15 protein-coding genes and 1 pseudogene are annotated in these 22,758 nt (G+C 62.2%); 3 read left to right on the top strand and 13 right to left on the bottom strand.

Annotated elements, in window-relative coordinates; all coding sequences use genetic code 11:
- The first annotated feature begins 168 nt into the window (after positions 1 to 168).
- Positions 169 to 3,510, top strand: a complete 3,342-nt coding sequence (gene treS / locus NR126_RS01720) for a maltose alpha-D-glucosyltransferase (protein WP_027620886.1) — start codon at positions 169 to 171, stop codon at positions 3,508 to 3,510.
- Positions 3,507 to 5,723, top strand: coding sequence for a 1,4-alpha-glucan branching protein GlgB (gene glgB, locus NR126_RS01715; RefSeq protein ID WP_105754146.1), 2,217 nt, complete (start codon positions 3,507 to 3,509; stop codon positions 5,721 to 5,723). Before treS ends, glgB begins: the two co-directional genes overlap by 4 nt.
- Before the next feature lie 88 nt (positions 5,724 to 5,811).
- Here the strand turns inward: glgB and NR126_RS01710 are convergent, their stop codons facing one another.
- From NR126_RS01710 to NR126_RS01660, 11 genes and pseudogenes are all read right to left on the bottom strand, one after another.
- Positions 5,812 to 6,882, bottom strand: a complete 1,071-nt coding sequence (locus NR126_RS01710; RefSeq protein WP_105754147.1) for an autotransporter outer membrane beta-barrel domain-containing protein — start codon at positions 6,880 to 6,882, stop codon at positions 5,812 to 5,814.
- 329 nt (positions 6,883 to 7,211) lie between these two features.
- Complete coding sequence (locus NR126_RS01705; protein ID WP_372825532.1) at positions 7,212 to 8,012, bottom strand: endonuclease/exonuclease/phosphatase family protein; 801 nt, start codon at positions 8,010 to 8,012, stop codon at positions 7,212 to 7,214.
- A 93-nt stretch (positions 8,013 to 8,105) separates the two neighbouring features.
- Positions 8,106 to 10,268 carry a glycogen debranching protein GlgX gene (gene glgX, locus NR126_RS01700; RefSeq protein WP_027620890.1) on the bottom strand — a complete coding sequence of 721 codons (2,163 nt, stop codon included), beginning with the start codon at positions 10,266 to 10,268 and terminating at the stop codon, positions 8,106 to 8,108.
- A 60-nt stretch (positions 10,269 to 10,328) separates the two neighbouring features.
- A complete protein-coding gene (locus tag NR126_RS01695) occupies positions 10,329 to 10,631 on the bottom strand; it encodes a DUF2934 domain-containing protein (RefSeq protein ID WP_027620891.1) in 303 nt (100 codons plus the stop codon).
- A 21-nt stretch (positions 10,632 to 10,652) separates the two neighbouring features.
- Positions 10,653 to 13,427, bottom strand: a complete 2,775-nt coding sequence (locus NR126_RS01690) for a malto-oligosyltrehalose synthase (protein WP_256829544.1) — start codon at positions 13,425 to 13,427, stop codon at positions 10,653 to 10,655.
- Positions 13,424 to 15,505 (bottom strand): 4-alpha-glucanotransferase, encoded by a 2,082-nt coding sequence (malQ, locus tag NR126_RS01685; RefSeq protein WP_027620893.1) that lies wholly within the window; start codon positions 15,503 to 15,505, stop codon positions 13,424 to 13,426. The genes NR126_RS01690 and malQ overlap by 4 nt, the downstream gene beginning before the upstream one ends.
- The gene (treZ, locus tag NR126_RS01680) at positions 15,498 to 17,294 is read right to left on the bottom strand and encodes a malto-oligosyltrehalose trehalohydrolase (RefSeq protein ID WP_256829543.1); all 1,797 of its coding nucleotides are present in this window, start codon (positions 17,292 to 17,294) and stop codon (positions 15,498 to 15,500) included. Before treZ ends, malQ begins: the two co-directional genes overlap by 8 nt.
- Before the next feature lie 10 nt (positions 17,295 to 17,304).
- The gene (gene glgA, locus NR126_RS01675) at positions 17,305 to 18,876 is read right to left on the bottom strand and encodes a glycogen synthase GlgA (protein ID WP_256829542.1); all 1,572 of its coding nucleotides are present in this window, start codon (positions 18,874 to 18,876) and stop codon (positions 17,305 to 17,307) included.
- Positions 18,877 to 19,336: 460 nt separating this feature from the next.
- A complete protein-coding gene (locus NR126_RS01670; RefSeq protein ID WP_027620896.1) occupies positions 19,337 to 19,771 on the bottom strand; it encodes a YqaA family protein in 435 nt (144 codons plus the stop codon).
- Positions 19,771 to 20,220, bottom strand: a complete 450-nt coding sequence (locus tag NR126_RS01665) for a DUF411 domain-containing protein (RefSeq protein ID WP_256829541.1) — start codon at positions 20,218 to 20,220, stop codon at positions 19,771 to 19,773. The genes NR126_RS01670 and NR126_RS01665 overlap by 1 nt, the downstream gene beginning before the upstream one ends.
- Positions 20,221 to 20,262: 42 nt before the next feature.
- Positions 20,263 to 20,670: pseudogene (locus NR126_RS01660) on the bottom strand (copper resistance protein B); the annotation flags it as partial.
- Between the two features lie 88 nt (positions 20,671 to 20,758).
- On the opposite strand from NR126_RS01660, the gene NR126_RS01655 reads away from it, so the two are divergent.
- Complete coding sequence (locus tag NR126_RS01655) at positions 20,759 to 20,947, top strand: hypothetical protein (RefSeq protein ID WP_027620898.1); 189 nt, start codon at positions 20,759 to 20,761, stop codon at positions 20,945 to 20,947.
- 16 nt (positions 20,948 to 20,963) lie between these two features.
- Here NR126_RS01655 and NR126_RS01650 read toward each other — a convergent pair whose 3' ends face one another.
- Both NR126_RS01650 and NR126_RS01645 read right to left on the bottom strand, forming a co-directional pair.
- A complete protein-coding gene (locus NR126_RS01650) occupies positions 20,964 to 21,344 on the bottom strand; it encodes a fe2+ zn2+ uptake regulation protein (RefSeq protein WP_027620899.1) in 381 nt (126 codons plus the stop codon).
- Between the two features lie 362 nt (positions 21,345 to 21,706).
- Positions 21,707 to 22,693: a FecR family protein gene (locus tag NR126_RS01645; RefSeq protein WP_256829539.1), complete on the bottom strand. Its 987-nt coding sequence runs from the start codon at positions 22,691 to 22,693 to the stop codon at positions 21,707 to 21,709.
- Between the last annotated feature and the right edge of the window lie 65 nt (positions 22,694 to 22,758).

The following is a 22,758-nucleotide window of genomic DNA, read 5'->3' as shown; positions in this document are numbered from 1 at the left end:
GGAGGCGATGAGCCGCGGATGGATGCCGGAGCGAAGGTATGCCGTGCCTAGGCGAGTGTTTCGGCAGGGAGGGATATGTGCACCGTCAGGCAGCCTTCGCGAGCAGGCTCGCTCCCCCAAAGGACAGTAGCAACACCGCTCCACCCCCAATTCGAGCAGGAGATTTTCATGGCGAAGAAACCCAGGTCAGCCACCTTCAACAACGACCCGCTCTGGTACAAGGACGCGGTGATTTATCAGGTTCACGTCAAATCCTATTTCGACTCCAACAACGACGGCATCGGCGACTTTCCCGGCCTGATCAGCAAACTCGATTACATCGCCGACCTCGGCGTCAACACCATCTGGCTACTGCCGTTCTACCCCTCGCCACGGCGTGACGACGGCTATGACATCGCCGAGTACCGTGGCGTTCACAGCGACTACGGGACCATGGCCGACGCCCGACGGTTTATCGCCGAAGCGCACAAGCGCGGGCTGCGGGTGATCACCGAGCTGGTGATCAATCACACCTCCGACCAACACCCCTGGTTCCAGCGCGCGCGCAAAGCCAAGCCCGGTTCGGCAGCGCGGGACTTCTACGTATGGTCCGATGACGACCAGAAGTACGACGGCACACGAATCATCTTCCTCGACACCGAAAAATCCAACTGGACCTGGGACCCGCTGGCCGGCCAATACTTCTGGCACCGGTTCTACTCGCACCAGCCCGACCTCAATTTCGACAACCCGCAGGTCATGAAGGCGGTGCTGTCGGTGATGCGCTACTGGCTCGACATGGGCATCGACGGCCTGCGCCTTGACGCCATTCCGTATTTGATCGAGCGCGACGGCACCAACAACGAAAACCTGCCCGAAACCCATGACGTGCTCAAGCAGATTCGCGCCGAGATCGACGCCAACTACCCGGATCGGATGCTGCTGGCCGAGGCCAATCAATGGCCGGAAGACACCCAGCTGTACTTCGGCGATACCCATGGCGACAACGGTGACGAATGCCACATGGCCTTCCACTTCCCGCTGATGCCGCGCATGTACATGGCGCTGGCCCAGGAAGACCGCTTTCCGATCACCGACATCCTGCGTCAGACCCCGGAGATTCCGGCGAACTGCCAATGGGCGATTTTCCTGCGCAATCACGATGAGCTGACCCTGGAAATGGTCACCGACCGCGAGCGCGATTACCTGTGGAACTACTACGCCGCTGACCGCCGGGCGCGGATCAACCTGGGTATTCGCCGGCGCCTGGCGCCATTGATGGAGCGCGACCGGCGACGGGTCGAACTGCTGAACAGCCTGCTGCTGTCGATGCCCGGCACGCCGACCCTGTACTACGGGGACGAGATCGGCATGGGCGATAACATTTACCTGGGTGACCGCGATGGCGTACGCACACCGATGCAGTGGTCGATCGACCGTAACGGCGGCTTCTCCCGCGCCGATCCGGCCAGTCTGGTGTTGCCACCGATCATGGACCCGCAATACGGCTATCAGTCGGTCAATGTCGAAACCCAGGCCGGCGACCCGCATTCGCTGCTCAACTGGACTCGACGCATGCTCGCCGTGCGCAAACAATCCAAGGCGTTCGGCCGGGGCACCCTGAAAATGCTGTCGCCGAGCAATCGGCGGATCCTGGCCTACACCCGTGAGTTCACCGGTGAGGACGGCCGTCAGGAAATCATCCTGTGTGTGGCCAACGTCTCGCGCAGTGCCCAGGCCGCCGAACTGGACCTCTCGGCATTCGTCGGCATGGTCCCGGTGGAAATGCTCGGCGGCAATGCCTTCCCGCCCATCGGCCAGCTGAATTTCCTGCTGACCCTGGCGCCTTACGGTTTCTACTGGTTCGTCCTTGCTGCCGAAAACCAGATGCCGAGCTGGCATGCCGAGCCGGCGCAAAGCCTGCCGGACTTCATCACCCTGGTCCTGAAAAAGCGCATGGAGGAGCTGCTTGAGGCACCTTCGCGCACTTTGTTGGAGCAGACCGTGCTGCCGAGTTGGCTGACGAACCGTCGTTGGTTTGCCGGCAAGGACGCAGGCATCGATTCGGTGCACATGGCCTACGGCGTGCGCTTTGGTGATGCACAACACCCGGTGTTGCTCAGTGAGATCGAGGTCAGCAGCCAAGGCCAAGTCAGTCGCTATCAATTGCCGTTGGGTTTTCTGGCAGAAGACCAGGTGAGTGCGGCGCTGCCCCAGCAGCTTGCATTGTCCAGAGTGCGGCGTGGCCGGCAGGTCGGCCTGGTCACTGATGCCTTCAGTCTGGAAAGCTTTATCCGCGCGGTGTTACAGGGATTGCAGGCGCAAACCGTGCTCAGTTCCAGCGACGGCGAGATCCGCTTCGAACCCACACCGCGCCTGGCCGAACTGGGCCTGGGCGCCGAGTCCGAAGTGCGTTACCTGTCGGCGGAGCAGTCCAACAGTTCGGTGGTGATCGGTGGCAGCCTGGTGTTGAAGTTGATCCGTAAGGTCGCCAGCGGCGTGCACCCGGAACTGGAAATGGGCGCCTACCTGACGGCCGCCGGCTTCGAGCACATCTCGCCTCTGCTCGGCTCGGTGGTGCGGCGCGATGCCCAGGGTGATGACAATCTGCTGATGATCGCCCAAGGCTATCTGAGCAATCAGGGCGATGCCTGGGAGTGGACCCAGAACAACCTTGAGCGGGCGATTCGCGACGAACTGGCCGATGCCATGTCGGAACAGGACCAGCACTACAACGCCCTCGGCGAACTGCAGGATTTCGCCGCCATGCTCGGCCAGCGTCTGGCCGAAATGCACCAGTTGTTGGCGTTGCCCAGCGACGATCCGGCGTTCGGTTGCGAGGTCACCACCGCCAAGGATCAAAAGGCCGCGGGCAAGGCCATCGGCGCCCAGGTGGAGCATGCCTTGTTGCTGCTGGAGCAGCACCAGCAGCAACTGACTGCTGCCGATCAGGCACTGGTCACGCAATTAGTGAAACAACGCAAGTCCATACTCACCCAGGTGCAAGCCTTGGCCGAGGCCGCCACCGGTGATTTGCGCATGCGCGTTCACGGTGATTTACACCTCGGCCAGGTGCTGGTGATCAAGGGCGATGCCTACTTGATCGACTTCGAAGGTGAACCGGCGCGACCGTTGCATGAGCGTCGTGGCAAGCACAGTCCGTATAAGGATGTCAGTGGCGTGTTGCGTTCGTTCGATTACGCAGCGGCCATGGCTCGCAGTGGCCAGGGTGTCGACAGTACAGGACAAGGCGATGCGGCGCGGCAACGGGTCACCGAGCGCTATTTGCGTGAAGCCAGCCAGGCGTTTGTCCAGGCGTATCGGCTGGCAACGGCTAATCTTGGCCATGCGTGGCAGGAACCCGGGGCTGAAGACGCCGCGCTGATGTTGTTCAGTCTGGAGAAGGCGGCCTATGAAGTGGCGTACGAAGCCGAAAATCGTCCGGCCTGGTTACCGGTGCCATTGCATGGTTTGCACCGCTTGTTAAGCGAACTCAAACCCTTTTCCGAGTCAAGTGGAGAGCAGTCATGAAGGAACGGGGATTACAGGAGGCGCTGCTACCGGCAGCGCGTGATATCGAGGCGCTGGTACGCGCCGAACACCAGGATCCATTTGCGCTACTTGGCCCGCACGCCGATGGCGCGGGCGGCCAGTTCATCCGCGCTTTCCTGCCGGATGCCTTGAGCGTGCAGGTGATTGATCGCGACAGCGGCGAAGCACTCGGCAATCTCGAGAGCAGCGAGGTGCCGGGCCTGTTCGTCGGACATTTTTCGCGCACTGGGGCATACCTCTTGCGCACGCAGTGGGCCGGCGGCGAACAACTGAGCGAGGACCCCTACAGCTTTGGCCAATTGCTTGGGGAGATGGATTTATACCTGTTCGCCGAAGGCAATCACCGCGACCTCAGTGCCTGCCTCGGCGCGCAACTGCTCAACGTCGAAGGCGTCGATGGCGTGCGCTTTGCCGTGTGGGCGCCGAATGCCCGACGGGTATCGGTGGTGGGCGACTTCAACAATTGGGACGGACGTCGCCACCCCATGCGCCTGCGCCATCCTTCAGGCGTGTGGGAGCTGTTCATTCCGCGCCTGCAAGCCGGCGAGGCCTATAAGTACGAAATCCTTGGCGAGCACGGGATTTTGCCGCTCAAGGCTGATCCCATGGCCTTGGCCACTCAACTGCCACCGGACACCGCGTCGAAAGTTGCCGCGCCCTTGAGCATCGATTGGCAGGACCAGGACTGGATGCAAGCTCGCGGCGAGCGCCAGGATCCGCAGGCCGCCTTGTCGATCTATGAATTGCACGCCGGCTCCTGGCGCTGTGAAGTCGACGATGCGGGAGAGGTCGCACGTCAATACAGCTGGGCCGAGCTGGCCGAGCATCTGATTCCCTACGTCAAGGAATTGGGCTTCACCCATATCGAACTGATGCCGATCATGGAACACCCCTTTGGTGGCTCCTGGGGTTATCAACCGCTTTCGCAGTTTGCTCCTAGCGCACGTTACGGATCGCCATCCGACTTCGCCGCCTTCGTCAACGCCTGCCACCTGGCTGAAATTGGCGTGATCCTCGACTGGGTGCCGGCGCATTTCCCTACCGATGCCCACGGTCTGGCGCAGTTCGATGGCACTGCGTTGTACGAGTACGGTAATCCACTGGAAGGTTTTCATCAGGACTGGGACACACTGATCTACAACCTCGGGCGTACCGAAGTGCACGGCTTCATGCTGGCCTCGGCATTGCACTGGCTCAAGCATTTCCATGTCGACGGGCTGCGGGTGGATGCGGTGGCCTCGATGCTCTATCGCGACTATTCGCGCAAGGCTGGCGAGTGGGTGCCCAATCGGCATGGCGGGCGGGAGAACCTTGAAGCCATCGACTTCGTCCGCCACCTCAATGACGTGGTCGACCTCGAAGCTCCCGGCGCACTGGTGATTGCCGAAGAGTCCACGGCCTGGCCGGGCGTCAGCCAGGGCACTCAGCAAGGCGGCCTGGGTTTCGACTACAAATGGAACATGGGCTGGATGCACGACTCGCTGCATTACATCCAGCAGGATCCGGTGTACCGCGCCCATCACCACAACGAGCTGAGTTTCGGCCTGGTCTACGCCTGGTCCGAGCGCTTCATCCTGCCGATCTCCCACGATGAAGTGGTGCACGGCAAACACTCGCTGATCGACAAGATGCCCGGTGACCGCTGGCAAAAATTCGCCAACCTGCGCGCCTATTTGAGTTTCATGTGGGCCCACCCGGGCAAGAAGCTGCTGTTCATGGGCTGTGAGTTCGGCCAGTGGCGCGAATGGAACCATGACCAGCAGCTTGATTGGTATCTCTTGCAGTACCCGGAACACCGGGGCGTGCAAAAACTGGTGGGCGATTTGAACCGGCTCTACCGCGACGAGCCGGCGTTGCACGATCAGGACCATGTACCCCAGGGCTTCCAGTGGCTGATCGGTGACGATGCGATCAACAGCGTCTACGCCTGGTTGCGCTGGAGCAAGGACGGTAAACCGGTGCTGGTGGTGGCCAACTTCACTCCGGTGCCACGCGAGGCGTATCGCGTCGGCGTGCCCTTTGCCGGACAGTGGGAGGAGGTGCTCAATAGCGATTCGTCGATCTATGCCGGCTCCAACTACGGCAACAGTGGCGGGGTACTCGCCGAGGAAACGCCCAGCCACGGCCAGGCATTGTCGCTCTCGCTGAACCTGCCGCCGTTGGCGGTGCTTATATTGCGTCCGCAGGGCTAGGGGGCATGGCTCGGCGGGCTGGCGGGGAGTTGCCTCGCTCAGTCCGGCGAGCCTGTTGGCGGCCACCAACCCCCTGAATGCCGGGCGTTCACCAGCGCATGCGAACGCCGAGGCTGCCGATCAAGCCATTCAGGTCATTGTCATCGACATCACTGCTGTAGTCGGCGCTGACGTACAGGCTCACGGCCGGGGTGACTTTGGCCACCAGACCGAGACCCAGTTCGACGGTGGATGAGCTGCGGCTGCTGCTGATCTTGTCGACCTGGTCGAGGCTGACGGTAGCGCTGCTGTTGACGGTGTGCCACAGGTTGGTACGCACGTAGGGTTCGACCGGCAAGCCGTTGATGTCGTAACTGCCTTTCAGACGTGCACCGACACGCCCACTCCAGGAACTCATGTCGCTGGACTGGGCATTGCCGCTACTGGCGTTGGAGCTGTCCAGGGTGATGCGCTGATTGATCAATTGTGCCTGGGGCTCAATCACCCAGTTCTTGCTGATGCCAATGGGGAAACCGCCCTCGACCGACAGGGTCACGGCGTTGCCTTCGGCCGCTTGCCTTTCGCCCTGGTCGTTGCGGCTGTAACCGCTGACCCGGCCGCCGCTGGCGCTGAGGTCGACGTGCCATCCGGTGGCGCCGGTCAGGCTCCAGTAGGCGCCGAGGCTCTCACCCTGGACATTCAGGTTGTCGCTGCCTGGGTCGGCCAGTGCCCGGCCGACCAGCACGCCGTTGCTGTTGCCCTGGATTTGCTGGCTGCCGCCTATCAAGCCGAGTCGCTGGGTGCTGCCGCCATTGCCGTGCACGGTCAGTAGGGCGGGGCCTTTGAAGGCTGGGGCGGCGACAGCGGCGAAGGGGGAATTGAGGATGTCGTGTTCGGCCTGGGCAGCAGGTTGGCCGTAGACACGCTGCCAGGCCGAGGGCGCGGCTTGCTCGATGCTCAGCAGTTGATTGTCGAGGGCCGGTTGGCTGAGGAAACGGCCGGTTTGTAGCGGCTGCGGGGCAGGAAAGGTGAACGAAGGCACGTCTTGTCGAAACCAGGGTATGGCCTCCTCATCGGCGTCAGCGGCCAGGACCTCCATGGATGTGCACAGCACCAGCAGTGTGGTCGAAACGGTGTAGAGGGTGAGGCTCATCTCGTGGTGGAAAAGGGAGGTGTTCATGGCGGTTTACCTTACAAGCGGTGCACGTGTTGGCGTCTCTCCTACCCCGATTGAGGGGCGACCGATTTCATCGAGGCAAACCCCGGCGGCCCGCTGCGACGGGTATTCGAGGTCTGCCCCAGGTGTGTATGCGGGGGGTAGTAAGCTGTAGCTAAGAAGACCACAGGCATTGCGTCAAGAAATTGAACGATGAGCGGTATGCCAAAATCAGAGGGCGTAAATGACTGAAAATTGGCGATTCTCCAAGGTGTTGTTTCTGCGTGAAATCAATCGCGGATGACTCGCCACAACTGAGCATCATCAGCGACTGACACACCCTCAGGACTCGCTTACAAATGCACCTCAACCGCCAGCGGCAGGTGGTCGGAGAGGTGGGTCCAGGGTTTGTTGGCGAGGATTTTCGGTTCGTGGCTGCTGGCGTTGCGCAGGTAGACGCGGTCCAGGCGCAGCAGGGGGAAGCGGGCGGGGTAGGTTTTTGCCAGTTGGCCGTGGTGACGCTCAAATGCTTCGTGCAGGTCGTTGCGGCGGCCGAGGGTGAGGTTGCCTTGCATCTGCCAGTCGTTGAAGTCGCCGGCGATGATCACCGGCGCGTCCTCGGGCAGCGACTCGATCAATTGGCACAGCAGCGCCAGCTGCAACTGCCGATGGCTTTCCAGCAGGCTCAAGTGCACACAGATGGCGTGTACCTCGGCATGCCCGGGCACATCCAGCACGCAATGCAACAAGCCACGGCGCTCAGGACCGGTGATCGAGACATCCAGATTGCGATGATGGCGAATCGGGTACTTGGAAAGCAGGGCATTGCCGTGATGCCCGTCGGGATACACCGCGTTTCGCCCGTAGGCAAAATCACTCCACATGCTGTCGGCAAGGAATTCGTATTGCGAAGTGCTGGGCCAGTTACTGTGGCGGGTGGCGAGGCGGTCATGCTCGCCGAGCACTTCCTGGAGGAACACCAGGTCCGCCGACGTGCTGCGCACCGCCTCGCGTAACTCGGGGAGGATGAAGCGTCGATTGAGCGCGGTAAAACCCTTGTGGGTGTTGACCGTCAGGATCCGCAGGCGATGCACATGCGGCGCAGCGCCGACGGTGGTCGGCGCGGCCGGTTGGCGTTCTGAGTCGGGGTTCACAGTCTCTCCTCGAAAGTCGCAACGGGTTATTCATGCGACTCACGGGGTGTCCGGCAGTTCAGCCCGGTTTCGAATTTTCCGAGCGCGAAGACGTCATTCTTCCTCCACATGCTGCAACTCGAACAGCAACAGCGAGCGTCCGGTCACCGAGTACGTGTGATTGAAGTCAAAGCGTTCCTGATCCCGAATGGTCGGCTGATTCGTGTCGATCATGCAGGTCCAGAAGCCGCCGTCAGGAACCTCGGGCAACTGGAAATTGACGATGTCATGGTGGGCATTGACCACCAGCAACAAGGTTGCATCGGCACCCTTGCGGCGGATCCCGGTTTCCTGGGCGCGGCCGTCGAGCAGCATGCCCAGGCACCGCCCATGACTGTCCTGCCATTGCTCGGTGGACATCTCGTTGCCATCTGGCGCCAGCCAGGTGACGTCCTTGACCCCGATATCTTCGTTGTAGCTGCCGACCAGGAAGCGCCCACGGCGCAGGATCGGATACGCCAGGCGCAGCTTGATCAGGCGCTTGACGAATTTCAGCAGGGCCTTGCCGTCTTCGCTCAGGTCCCAGTTGACCCAGCCGATCTCGCTGTCCTGGCAGTAGGCATTGTTGTTACCGTGCTGGGTGCGGGCGAACTCGTCGCCAGCGACCAGCATCGGCGTGCCCTGGGCCAGCAGCAGGGTGGCGAAGAAATTGCGCATCTGCCGATGGCGCAACGCGTTGATCTCCGGGTCGTCGGTCGGACCTTCGACGCCATGGTTCCACGACAGGTTGTTGTTGCTGCCGTCCTGGTTGCCTTCGTCGTTGGCCTCGTTGTGCTTGTCGTTGTAGGACACCAGGTCATTGAGGGTGAAACCGTCATGGGCGGTGATGAAATTCACCGACGTATAGGGCCGGCGGCCACGCTGGTTGAACATTTCACCGGAGGCCGTCATGCGTCCGGCGAAGTCCGCCAGTTGTCCGTCATCACCTTTCCAGAACGCCCGCACGGTGTCGCGAAAACGATCGTTCCACTCCATCCAGCCCGGCGGGAAACCACCCACCTGATAGCCACCGGGACCGCAGTCCCAGGGTTCGGCGATCAACTTGACCTGACGCAGCACCGGGTCCTGGCGGCAGGCCACGAGGAAGCTGTGGCGCTCGTCGAAGCCGTCGTGATAGCGGCCAAGGATGGTTGCCAGGTCGAAGCGAAAACCGTCGACGTGCATCTCGCTGGCCCAGTAGCGCAACGAGTCGGTGACCATCTGCAGCACGCAGGGATGGCTCAGGTCGAGGGTATTACCGGTTCCGGAGTCGTTGATGTAGAAGCGCTTGTCGTCGGGCATCAGCCGATAGTAAGAAGCGTTGTCGATGCCGCGCATGGACAGGGTTGGCCCTTGTTCATTGCCTTCGGCGGTGTGGTTGTAGACCACGTCGAGGATGACTTCGAGGTTGGCTTCGTGCAGGTGCGCAACCATTTCCTTGAACTCGGCGATCTTGCCGCTGGCCAGGTAGCGCGGGTCGGGGGCGAAGAAAGCGATGCTGTTGTAGCCCCAGTAGTTGGTCATGCCTTTGTGCAGCAGGTGCTGGTCATTGACGAAGGCATGGATCGGCAGCAGCTCCACCGAGGACACCCCGAGCTTGCGGATGTGCTCCAGCAGGTCATCGACCATCAGCCCGGCAAAGGTCCCGCGTAACGCCTCGGGCACGGCCGGGTGGCGCATGCTGATGCCGCGCACGTGAGTCTCATAAATGATCGTCTTGTCCCAGGGCACATTGACCCGATGGTCGTGTCCCCAGGTGTGCGCCGGGTCGATCACTTTGCATTTGGGGACGAAGGGCGCACTGTCGCGCTCATCGAAGCTGAGGTCACCGTCCGGATGGCCGATGGTGTAGCCAAACAGCGCCTCGGACCACTTCAGTTCCCCCACCAGTTGCTTGGCGTAGGGGTCGATCAGCAGTTTGTGGTGATTGAAGCGATGACCGTTCTGCGGATCGTAAGGCCCATACACCCGATACCCGTAAATCAGCCCCGGATGGGCATCGGGTAAATAGCCGTGGAAAATTTCATCGGTGTATTCGGGCAGTTCGATACGCTCCAGTTCGACCTCGCCGGCGGCGTCGAACAGGCACAACTCAATTTTGGTGGCGTGGGCCGAGAAAATCGCGAAGTTGACCCCCAGCCCATCCCAGGTAGCGCCCAGCGGGAAGGGCAAGCCTTCGCGGATCCGGGTCGGGTCCGCGGCGTGGGGCTCTGCTGCAGTTTGCTTAAGCGTGGGCATGGAAACTCCTGTCGCGGAACATCGGTGTCAGTCGCCATCAGTGCCAGGGCAGTTCGCCGGTCAACTGCTCGGTTTGCGTGGGGCGCGAGGTTTTTTCACCGCGCTGCTCTGCTCGCCGGGCGGGGTAATCACCTGGGTGGCAGGGCTTTTGGTTTTGCTGGCGGGCTTGGCAGCGGGTTTCGCTGCGCTCGGTTTGGCGCTGGCCGCTTTGGTGGCCTTGGGCGGTTTGCTCGGGGCCAGGGCCTCGGCTTCCGCGAGTTTGCGTGCCATCTCCCAATGACGGGATTCCTGGCCTTCGGGTTTGCCCTCGGATTCCCAGATCTGGTAGGCGAATTCACGAATGCGTTTGTCGTCGTTGCTCATGGTAATGCTCCTGGGTTGAACTCAAGCCTGGATAAACACATTGACCGTAAAGTCTCCCAGCGCGGCGCTGATTGGCAGCTCTGTTGGGTGTGTGACTTCGACGGTGGAAAAAAGTCCCTTCAGTTTTTGATTGCGTGGGTTGAACGGCAAAACCACTCGCGTATCGCCCCAGCGCAGGGCAGGAACCTGGGGCTGGGCACTGCTTTCCAGCAGGCTGGCGACCCGCACCGGCACCAGCACCAGCGCCCATTGCCCCTGATATTCGCGGGCAAAGGCCAGGACCTTGTCGGCCTGGCTGCCAAGTACCGGCAGCGGCAGATAACGGCCGTGGCGGAACAATTCCGGGTGCGCGCCGCGCAGCGCCAGGGTGCGGGCAATCAGTGCCTGCTTGATGCGTCCGTCCTGCCACCGTTCGAGCATTTGCCCTGCCTCTGCAACCTCTTGCAGTGCCTGTTTGCGTGCCGGGTAGTCCACCGCTCGGCGGTTATCCGGGTCCACCAGGCTGAAGTCCCAGAACTCGTTGCCCTGGTACAGGTCGGGTACGCCCGGCACCGTCATGCGCAGCAAAGTTTGCGCCAAACCGTTGAGTGCGCCGCCACAGGCAATCGCCTGGGCCGTCTCGGCAATCCGACTGCGCAAGGCCAGACCTTCGGGCGCGAGCAACAAGCGCTCGGTGAATGTCCGACTGGCGTGCTCATAGGCTTCATTGGCGGCGCTCCAGTTGGTGTTGAGCTTGGCTTCGCGCAGGGCCTTTTGCTGCCACTGCCAGACACGCTCGAAATAATCCGCCATCGCCGCAGGATCATCACTGCGCAGGCCCAGCGGCCAACTGCCGATCAGGCTTTGGTAGAGGATCAGTTCGTCTCCCGTAGAGGGTGCCTGAGGGTCGTCGCGCAAGGCCTCGGCCAGCGTGCGCCAGGTATCCACCTGTTCGGCATACCAGGCGCTGCGTTCGCTGAGCAGCGCCAGGCGCGCACGGCTGTCTTCGCCGCGCTTGTGGTCATGGGTGGCGCTCGCCAGCAGGTTGTCCGGGAAGTGGGCCTGACGCTGGATATTGGCGTTATGGAAATCATCGAGGGGCGCACTGAAGCGTTCGGTGTTGAAGCCCACGTCATTGCGCGACAGCAGCACCCCGTGGCGATAGAACGCGGTGTCTTCGACGGCCTTGGCGGCGGCCGGCGACGTCAGTTGCTGGAAGCGCACACAGGCATGCTTGAGGATCTTGCGCGGGCGGCCCAGAGGACGCTGGCGCCACGGCTGGCCGCCGAGCCACAGGGCGATACTGTCCAGCACCGGCCAGTCGGCTTCGTTCAGGGTCAGGCGAGCACCCTGCAGTGCCTGCTGAAAAAACACCTCGTCAGCACGCGAACGGCCGCGGGCGCTGATGTACGTGCGGTACACCGAAAAGTTCACGATCAGCGCCTGCAACGCCCGGCGGATCGCGCCGAAGGTCAGGTCGCGGGTCATTACGTCGTCACGCGCCACCTGCAACAGGGCCTGGGCCACGCTTTCGAAATCGCTGCCCAGCGAGCCTTGCAGAATCTGCTCGCGGGCCAGCCGCGCCTCTTCGATGAACATCGGGCTGCGGCCGCTGTGGCGCTCCCAGAGTTCGGCCAATGCCGTTTGCCCTTTCGGGTCCTGTTGCAGCAGCGACAGTTGGTTCATGAATTCGTAGCCGGTGCTGCCATCGACCTGCCAGTCGCGGCGCAGGCTTTCGCCTTCACCGAGGATTTTCTCGACGTAAATCGGCAGGTGCCTGCCGGGCATCAGGGCATCTACCCGACGGCGCAGTTTGCGGCAGTAACCCCGGGGATCGGCAAGGCCGTCGACGTGGTCGACGCGCAAGCCATCCACCAGGCCAGCGGCAATTAGCTGAAAAATTTTCCGGTGGGTGGCCTCGAACACCGCAGGACGCTCGACCCGCAGCCCACCCAATTCGTTGACATCGAAAAAGCGCCGCCAGTTGATATCGTCGGCTGCCGTGCGCCAACTGGCCAGGCGATAGCTCTGCCGCTCCAGGAGGCTGTGCAGGCGGGCAAAACCTTCGGGCTGGCGGCCGTCGTGACGGGCCAGGTTGGCCGCGATGCAACGGCCGATTGCCGGGTTCTCGGCCAGGGCTTTCAGGGCCAGTTTCAAGGCCCCGGCCCGAGCGTAGGCGTCGCTTTGATCGTGCAGGGTGGTGAACTGATCGGCCAGGGCCTTGAGTGCTGCGGCCGAAGTGCTATCCAGCAGGTCGTCGCCCTGCAGCAGTAGCCCATAGTCGTTGGGGCAGATCGGAAAGTGATGCTCGTAATGCTCGGCGAAAAACACCCCGCGTCGAGCATCGAACTTGAGTGCCAGGCTGCCTTCCTGCAGCGCGGTGCCGTAGTCACTGCCAAGGAACGGCAGCAGTAACTGGCCTTCCAGCAGTGGGTCCGGCGAGTGCCACTGGATATCAAAGAATTCGCTGTAGGGACTCAGGCGACCCCACTCCAACAAATCGAGCCACCAGGGGTTATCGCTGCCACCGACGGCCATGTGATTGGACACGATATCCAGAATCAGGCCCATGCCTCTGGCGCGCAAGGCCTCCACCAGACGGCGCAAGGCCGGCTCGCCACCCAGTTCGGGATTGACCTGGCTGGGGTCGACCACATCGTAGCCATGCATCGAGCCGCGCCGGGCGCTGAGCAGCGGCGAGGCGTACAGGTGGCTGATGCCCAGTTCGGCGAAGTACGGCACCAGTGGCACCGCATCGCCCAGCGTGAAGCCCTGATGAAACTGCAACCTCAGGGTTGCGCGCAGCGTCTCGATCATCGGTCACGCTCGACCGCCTGCAGACGCGCGCAGGCGAGCATTTCCAGGCGCCGCGCCGCATCCTCGTCATCCAGCAGTTTGTCGCTGCTCATCGGCAGGCGTCGGCTCCAGTTGGGGTGACTGTCAATGGTGCCGGGCAGGTTGGCCTGTTCGTCCAGGCCCAGTGCATCCTCCAGCGGCAGCAACACCAGGGGCGCGCGTGTGTGGCCGAGGAAGCGCACGCTGGCATCGAGTATCTGGTCGGTTTCGTGGCGTTCCTCGCGGAAGTTCTGCGGGTCATGGCTCAGGGCATGGCGCAGCCCGTCGCGCTCGCGCTGGCGGTGCTCGCGCCAGTGTTGTTCGCCTTGTTCGTCGATCAGTTGCAGGCGCACGTTCCATTCGATGTCGCGGCCGTGCCACCAGCCGTTGAGCGTCGGCAGATCGTGGGTGCTGGTCGTGGCCAGGGCGTTGTCCGGCCAATCGAGAATCGGCCGGAAGCGGGTGTTGTGGTCCTGCTCGAAGAGCAACACACGCATGCCGAGGATCGAGCGCGCCACCAGCTTGTCGCGCAATCCGTCCGGGACAGTGCCGAGGTCTTCGCCGAGGACAATTGCCTGATGCCGATGGGATTCGAGGGTGAGCAGGCGCAGCAAGTCGTCGACCGGGTAGTACAGGTAGGCGCCATCGCTCGGCGGGGCGCCCAGGGGGATCACCCACAGGCGTTGCAGGCCCATCACATGATCGATGCGCAAGCCGCCGGCATGGGCGAAGTTGGCCCGAAGCATTTCGATGAACGCGCGGAAACCGTTGCGTATCAGGCCCTCCGGGGAGAACGCCGAAATGCCCCAGCCCTGGCCGCTGCGGTTGAGAATGTCCGGCGGCGCGCCGACCGTCAGTTCGGCAAGCAATTCGTCCTGGCGACTCCAGGCCTGGCTGCCGCCACCGTCCGCGCCCACTGCCAGGTCAGCTATCAGGCCGATGCCCATGCCGCTTGAGCGGGCGACGTTTTGCGCGCGTTGCAGGCAGCGTGCGATCAGCCACTGGCAAAAGGCGTAGTAACCAATGCGCCCACTGTTTTCCTCGGCGAAGGCCGCCAGTTCAGGGCTGCGCGGATTGCGCCAGTGTTCCGGCCAGTGGCGCCAGTCGAGGCTTTCGCCACGGGCGGCGCGGGCCTCCTGCAGGGCCTCGAATCGACAATGGTTTTCCAGGGCTTCACCGCCGCTGTGGCGAAAGCTGCTGAAATCGACATGCAGCGGATGGTCGCCCTGACTGAAGCTTTCATATAAAGCCTCGAATATCCGCTGTTTGGTCCTGGCGGCCGTTGGCCAATCCACCAGTGGCTGGTCTTCAAGGCGCTGCAATTCGTCGCCCAGTTCACACGCTTCGATCGCCAGGCGCAGGGCGCGTTCACCGAGAATTTCCCCGGGGGCGGCATACAGGTAATTGAGGAACAGCCGGCTGGACGGCGAATAGGGGCTGTAGCGTTGCGGATCGTTGCTGAACATCGCGTGCATCGGGCTGATCGCTAACGCCTCGGCGCCTCGCTCACCGGCCACCCGGGCCAGGGTTTCGAGGGCCTGGGTGTCACCGAAACCGCCATCGCCAGCGCGGCGCAAAGCATAGAGTTGCACGCTGAGGCCCCAGGCCCGAGGCACTTCACTGTCGACCGCCGCAGCGACGCTGTGACATTGCAGGGGCGCGACGGCCAGGGTGAAGTATTGGCCGGCGATGCTGACTTCCTGATAGCCCACCGGCAGTAGCCCGGGCAGGACCGCGTCATCGTCGAGTTTCAGGTTGAGGATCGCGCCGTCCTCGAGTTGGATTTCGCACGGTGTGTGTGCAGCGAAGTAGCGGCTCAGGTTCAGTCCGCTGCCGACATCCACGGTCAGCAGGGGCGGCAGCGGGTTGAGGGCCCGGCGCTGCTGCAGTTCCAACAGGCTGGCGTCGATTTCCTGGGCGCTGCCGGCCGGGTGACCGAGACCGGTGAGGATTGCGCGTAAAACAGCGGGTTGAACTTTTTGCGGCCGTCCGTTGGCATCGATCCAGTCCACCGCCAGGCCAGCCTGGCTGGCGAGTATTTCCAGTTGCGCATCACTCATTGGCACTCTCCGGCAGGGGTTGGGAGGACTTCGCGGGGGTCAGGCTGACAATTGCGCTATAGGCCGTCAGGCGGCCCTGATGCAATTGCGTACAGGCGTGCTGTGGGTATTCGACTAGCAGCCGCGACCCGGCTTGAGGTTTATGGGCAACGGCACCGGGGCCGAGGTTCAATTCAATGCATAACACGCTGCCATCGCCCAGTTGCCAGCGCGCACTCAGCGCCTGGGGCCCGAGGACGGTGGCGCCCAGGGCGCGGGTGCCGGGCAGGCGTTCGCTGAGTTCGCGCTGGCGCACCTGCAGCAGTTGCCGGTAGAGCGCGTGGGTGGGGTTTTCCTCGTCCCGCCATTGCGGACGCGAGGCTTCGAAGGTGACTCGGGCGTTGGGGTCGGGTATGCGCTGGCGCACGTGGGTATCGGCAAACGCCTTGAACGAGGCGAATTCATTGCGTCGACCTTCGCGCACGGCTTGCGCCAACTCGCCCTGGTGGCTGGTGAAAAATAGAAAGGGTTCGCTCGCGGCCACTTCGTCGCCCATGAACATCAAGGGGATCATCGGCGATAGCAGCAACAGCACTGTGGCGGCGTGTAAGGCTGCTGGCGGACACAATTTCTGCAGTCGCTCGCCAAAGGCCCGATTGCCGATCTGGTCATGGTTCTGCAGAAACAGGATGAAGGCCGTGGGCGGCAGATGCCCACTGGGTTCGCCGCGTGCTTTGCCATGGCGATCGGGATGCCCCTGGTAGACAAAACCCTGGCTCAGGCAGCGGGCCAGCAGGGCGCAGGGCTGTTGGCTGAAATCAGCGTAATAGGCTTCGGTCTCACCGGTCAGCAGCACATGCAAGGCATTGTGCCCGTCGTCATTCCATTGGCCATCGTAGCCCTGCTGCAGCAGGCTGGCCTGGTTGTGTTCGTTCTCCACGGTGAGCCAGACATGGCGGCCCGGATCCACCTGCTGGCGGACCCGTTTGGCCAGGTCCTGGAGAAAATCCTGGTCCTGGATGGCGTGGACGGCATCCAGGCGCAGGCCGTCGAAGCGGTATTCGAGCAACCACATCAGCGCATTGTCGATAAAAAAGTCACGGACCTCGCGCCGGCGAAAGTCGATGGCCGCCCCCCAGGGCGTCTGGTGGTCCTGACGAAAAAATGGACTGGCGTACTGGTGCTGGTAACTGCCGTCCGGGCCGAAGTGGTTGTAGACCACGTCGAGGATCACCGCCAGCCCCAGGCCGTGGGCCGCGTCAATCAACTGCTTGAGCTCGTCGGGTGAGCCATAGGAGGACTGCGGTGCGTAGGGCAGGACGCCGTCGTAGCCCCAATTGCGTTCGCCGGGGAACTGCGCCAGTGGCATCAGTTCGATTGCCGTGATCCCCAGCTCCACCAGGCGTGGCAGGTGGCCGCGAACTGCGCCGAAGCCCCCCAGCAAGCCAACGTGCAGCTCGTAGATCACCGCCTGATGCCAGGGCCGGCCTTGCCATGCGCTGTGTTGCCAGTGGTAGGTCAGTGGATCGACCACCATGCTGGCCGAATCGGGCCCCTCGACCTGGGCGCGGGACGCCGGGTCGGGGACATTGTGCTCGCCATCAATGCTGAAGCGGTAGCGGGTGCCGGCCGGACATCGAGCCTTGATGACAAACCAGCCATCGGGCTGGGGCAGCATCGGCAGCGACTGCCCATCGACCAATTCCAGACTGACGTAAAAGGCGTCGGGCGCCCACAACGCGAAGCGGGTGTGCTGTGCATCCAGCATGACGGCGCCGTGCGTCCAGGTTTCCAGCGTCCGTATCGGCATTCAGGCCTCCTTATTGATGCTTGATCGACCTGCCCAGTGCCTTGGCCACCAGTTGTTCGTAGAGTTCCGCGTAGGGTTCGACCGCCTTGCACCAGTTGAAGGGTGCGGCCATGGCCCGGCAGCGCATGGCGTTGAGCAGGTCGGGGTAGGCGAACACCTTGAAGGCCCGGCTCAGCGCTTCCTCATAGCTGGGCACGGTGGACTCGTCGAAGAGGAAGCCGGTCACGCCATTTTCGATGGTGTCGGCCAGACCGCCGGTATTGCGGGCCACCGGCAGCGAGCCGAAACGCTGGGCGTACATCTGGCTCAGGCCGCAGGGTTCATAACGCGATGGCATCAGCAAAAAGTCGCTGCCAGCAAACATGCGCCGGGCATCGGTCTCGTTGAAACCGATCCGCACGCCGATCTGCCCGGGGAAACGCAGGGCGAGGTCGCGCATGGCCTGTTCTTCTTCCGGTTCGCCACGACCGATGATTGCAATCTGCCCACCCGATTTGACGATGTACTCGGCCACCCCTTGGGTGAGGTCCAGGCCTTTCTGGTAGACCAGCCGCGAGACCACCGCAAACAACGGGCCGCTGCTGTCGACCAGGCCGAACAGAGTGCGCACCTGGGCGGTGTTGGCGGCCTTGCCGTCCCAGTCGCCAATGCTGAATGGGCACGACAGGTGCGGATCGGTGGCCGCATCCCAGCTTTCATCGATGCCATTGGGAATGCCGCTGAGCAGGCCTTGCTGGGTCTTGCTCGCGAGAAAGCCATCAAGGCCGCAACCGAACGCCGGGGTGGTGATTTCCTGGGCGTAGGTCGCGCTAACCGTGGTGATATGGCTGGAATACGCCATGCCGGCCTTCAGGAACGACAGCTTGCCGTAGAACTCCATGCCTTCCTGCTGCAGGGCGTGTTCCGGAATCCCCAGCTCCGGGCACGAGGCCAGGCTGACCACGCCCTGGTAAGCGAGGTTGTGGATGGTGAACAAGGTCGGGGTGCGCTGGCCACGCCAGTGCATGTAGGCCGGTGCCAGGCCCGCAGGCCAGTCGTGGGCGTGCACCAGATCCGGGCACCAGTGGATTTGTGCCAGGTTGGCGGCGATGTCGGCGGCGGCCAGGCCGAGGCGGGCGAAGCGAATATGGTTATCAGGCCAGTCACGACCGTTGTTGGCGCCGTAGGGCGAACCTTCACGCTCGTACAGTTCCGGGCAAATCAACACATAGATCACCAGCCCGTCGGGCATGTCCATGCGGCCGATCTTGCACGGGGGCAGGGCGGCATGCCCGCCCAGTTCACCAATAATGTGGATCGGGTTGTCGCTGTGTATCACTTGCGGGTAGCCCGGGATCAACACCCGGACGTCGTGCAGATGGGCCATGGCCCTGGGCAGCGCAGCGGAAACGTCCCCCAGGCCGCCGGTCTTGACCAGATCGGCGATCTCCGACGTCACAAACAGAACTTTTTTCTTGTTCGGATTCTGACGTGGGGTAGGCAGTACCGTCTTTGCACCCGGGGCCAGGATGGCCATGGACGTCGATTCGTCCCTGACCGGGTGGCTCAGCTCTCCCTGGATTTCTAAGGCGGCACTGTTCATGTGTTTCTCCCGTGTTATTGATCTGATTCAGGCATCTCATCGGAACTGCGGGTGGTCATTCCCTGTGACCGGGCGCTAAATCGCCACACGCCGCTGCGCAAAGGCGCCGCGACGTGGTGAACTACCCAGGCTGTGGTGAACTATTGCAAGGATTGCACCAGTGACTCTGACCCCTCCTGTCACCTGACCTGTCACGGTTACGGAAAGTTTCGATTATTTCCTCGCAATATGACTGATCGGTCGCACCGTGCGAAAAGCAGTCTAGGCCAGAAGCTAGAGCGGGGTACGGCGGTTTTTCGATTGTTCGACAATCGGTTTTGTTTCACTGAACTCAACCGGATATTTGTGACAATTGCACCGACGAAGGGCAGTTTTTCAGGGCGCCGTGAGCAAAAAAAGGCAGGCGCATGCCAGCGCGGGGAGCGCGTCAGAAGGGGGTGTGCACCGAATCAGTGCTTGCTCAGGGCTGCCAGCCCAGGGTGGCCCAGGCCAGCACGGCATAGCGCGCACCCTTGGCCAGGGTCACGATCAGGAGAAAACGGGCGAGGGGTTCACGCATCACGCCGGCGACCAGGGTCAGGGGGTCCCCAACGATCGGCAGCCAGCTCAGCAGCAACGACCAGTGGCCGTAGCGCCGGTAGTGCTGGCCGGCCTGCTCCAGGCGCGCAGGGCTGACTGGAAACCAACGTCGATCCTTGAAGCGTTCAATGCGCCGTCCCAGCCACCAGTTGACCAGCGAGCCGAGCACATTGCCTACGGTGGCCACGGCCAACAGCAGCCACATCCCGTACTGGCCATTGAGCAATAACCCTACCAGCACGGCCTCGGACTGCAGGGGCAGCAGCGTCGCGGCGCCAAAGGCGGCGACAAACAGCCCGAAGTAACCGACCGGCATTATTGGGCAGGGTAGTCAGCGATCACTTCATCGCTGCCGCTTTGACTCACGCCAATGACTTGATAGGCATCGACCCGGTCGCCCATTTCCATGCCGGGCGAGCCGGTGACCATGCCCGGCACCGCCATGCCTTTGAGGTCGGCGCGTTTGCTCAATGCCAGTACCTGCTCGGCAGGGACGTGGCCCTCGACGAATTTGCCGTCGATCACGGCGGTATGGCAGGACGCCATGCGTGGCTCAACGCCCAGCCGTTGCTTGACTGCACTCATGTCGGTCTCGACATGGTCAGTGACCTTGAAGCCGTTTTGCTCCATATGGCTGATCCAGGCTTTGCAGCATCCGCAATTGGCATCGCGGTGGACGTCGATGGGAATCAGTTCGGCGGCCAGGGCCTGGGAACCGAAGAGCAGCGCGCCGAGGGCGGCCAGACGCAGGGAGGAAGTGAGCATAACGGGTCTCTTTGTCGATTCAGCGTTCAGGGAGGCTCAGAACTACAGTCGCACGCCGGTGACGAAGCGCGCTTCACTGCGCGGATCACCGTCCGCGCCAGTGTAGTCGGCGGTAGTGCCGTAGGCATTGCTCCAGGTCACGCCAAGGTAGGGGGCGAATTCAGGGACGATTTCGTAACGCAAACGCAGGCCGGCTTCAAGGTTGGCCAGGCCTGATCCAATGCGCCGCCCGGGATCGTTTCGGCTGTAGAAATTGGCCTCGGCGCTGGGCTGCAGAATCAAGCGGTTGGTCAGCAAAATGTCGTATTCGCCCTCAAGGCGGAGGGCATTCTGACCGTTTTCGCCGAAGAACGCCGTGGCTTGTGTTTCAAAATTATACAGCGCCAGACCCTGCAGGCCGAAGGCGGCGCGGCGGTCGGCATCGGTCGGCCTGCACAGTGTGCGCGAGCCAAATGCCACTGTGGCCTGTACCATGTGCGCGCGCCGTGCATTGCACTGCGCACTCCACCGGATTCAACTTTTGGTTCAGGAACCCGCAATGACCCAGTCGCAACGCTTGAAATACTCGATTCTGATTTCCCTGGTGGTCCTGGCGACCATGTTCGGGCTGTCGTATCTGCAGAACGCCGGGATGATCAGCGAGAAGACATTCCAGTACATCGCCATCGCCGTGGCGGTGACGGTGGTGGTGATCAACGGCGTGATGCGTCGCAAGGTCAAGCCCTGAGCGACGCCTCCGGCGTTCAGTCGAAGCGCTGCAGCGTGCCAATGGCCTCGGGGTGCAGGCTGTAGCTCTTGTCCGTATTGAGGACGATGACGCCCTCGCTGCACAGGCGCTTGAGTACTTCGCGCACGCTGAGAAAGGACAGCGGAATGTCCAGCTCCAGCAGGTGACTGTGAATCCCGCGGACACCGACCGGATGTCCGCTATCGGCGGCAGCCAGCAGAGCGTCTATGACTTTCAGGCGAATCAGGCTGGTGCGCAGGCCGAAGTGCTTGAGCAACTGTCGAATTCGCTCATTGCCGTGACGCTCGGTGCTTTTACCGAATACCGCCATGTCCTGACCCAGGGAAACACCTTGCGGCATTGATTTACCGTCCGTTGGTAATTGCGAGTTGTACATGCAAAAACTCCTTTTCAGAGCCTGATCAGGAAGAGGTGATGAGTGCTCTCTGTCATTAAGACGAATGAGCTGCACGAATCATGAAGGCTTGAATGTAGAAATTTTGTCGAAAGTACGTGAGCGCAGGGTTAGGCGCCGGTATTTCGGGCCGATGGCAGGCCATTTATTTTCCGCTGATTCGTTTCCATGGCAAGCCACATGGCGACGAAACCTTAATCGGAGCGAGCCTACTCACGAAAGACGTGAACGATGGCAACGCGGCGCTCTCCGGTTTTTCGCGGGCAAGCCCGCTCCCACAGTGGTTTAGTGGTCGATCACAGAGGCTGTGGCGCGCATAAAATCTGTAGGAGCGAGCAACGCTCCTACAACGGCCGCGAGTTGAGGATCGGATTGCCCTCGGCATTGCGGCTCAGGTAAACCGGCAGCACCTGGGGCAGCGAGGGCACCAGGCTGTCGATCTGACTGATGTTGTAGACACCACCGATTCGGATCATTCCGGTTTCGTGATCAGCCAGCATCACCGGGGTTTTCAAGTAGCGATTGATCAGCGGCAGGGCATCGCTGAGGGTCAGATTGTCCAGCACCAGCCGGCCGTCGCGCCAAGCCAGGGAGCTGTCATTGGCGTAGGTCTGATTGATCTGTGGCTGGTAGTCGCCGCCCTTGTAACGCGCCTGCATGCCCGGCGCCAGGCGTAAGCCGTCGCCGCGCAGGGCGTCATTGCTGGTGACCAGCACCGACCCCTGCACCAGGGTGACGCGTACCTGATCCTGGTATTTCCAGACGTTGAATTGCGTGCCGGTGACGCGAATCTGGCCTTCGGCCGCCTTGACCACAAAAGGGTGCGTGGCGTCATGGCTGACCTTGAAGAAGGCTTCGCCCTGTTTCAGGGTGACCCGCCGCTGATCCTTGTAATTGCGGTAGGTCAGCACCGTGCCGATGTTCAGTTCGACCTGGCTGCCATCGGCCAGGGTCACCTGACGCAGCGCCCCCTGTGCTTCGAAACGCTCGTAGGAATCCGGCAGCCAGCCCATTTGCCAGCCGCTGTAGGCGGCCAGCGGCAAGGCCATGGCGCAGATCGCCGCGGCGATTGCCAAGCGCTGCCAGCTTGGGCGCGCCAGGGGTTTGCCAACAGCGGACGGCGGCGTCGGATGCGGCAAGTACTCGCTGACCTCCCAGATCTCCAGCATTGCCTCATATTCGGCAGCATGCTGCGGGTGAGCATCGCGCCATTGGCTGAACGCCAGGCGCTCGGCATCCGTGCAGTCACTGGCATGCAAACGCATGCACCAATGCGCGGCGGCGGTGGTTACGGCGTCGAACTCTGCGGGCGTTAGGGGGTTTTGGCTCATTGACTCTTCCTGATTTCCTGCATTCTAACCTTCGCGCCGAGCTCGCGAGAACCGCCATCATGGCG

Origin of the sequence: Pseudomonas sp. Pse1 (assembly GCF_024519635.1) — a bacterium.
Lineage (GTDB): Bacteria > Pseudomonadota > Gammaproteobacteria > Pseudomonadales > Pseudomonadaceae > Aquipseudomonas.
The sequence above is the reverse complement of the archived record's forward strand: the minus strand, read 5'-3'. Positions and strand labels throughout refer to the sequence as shown.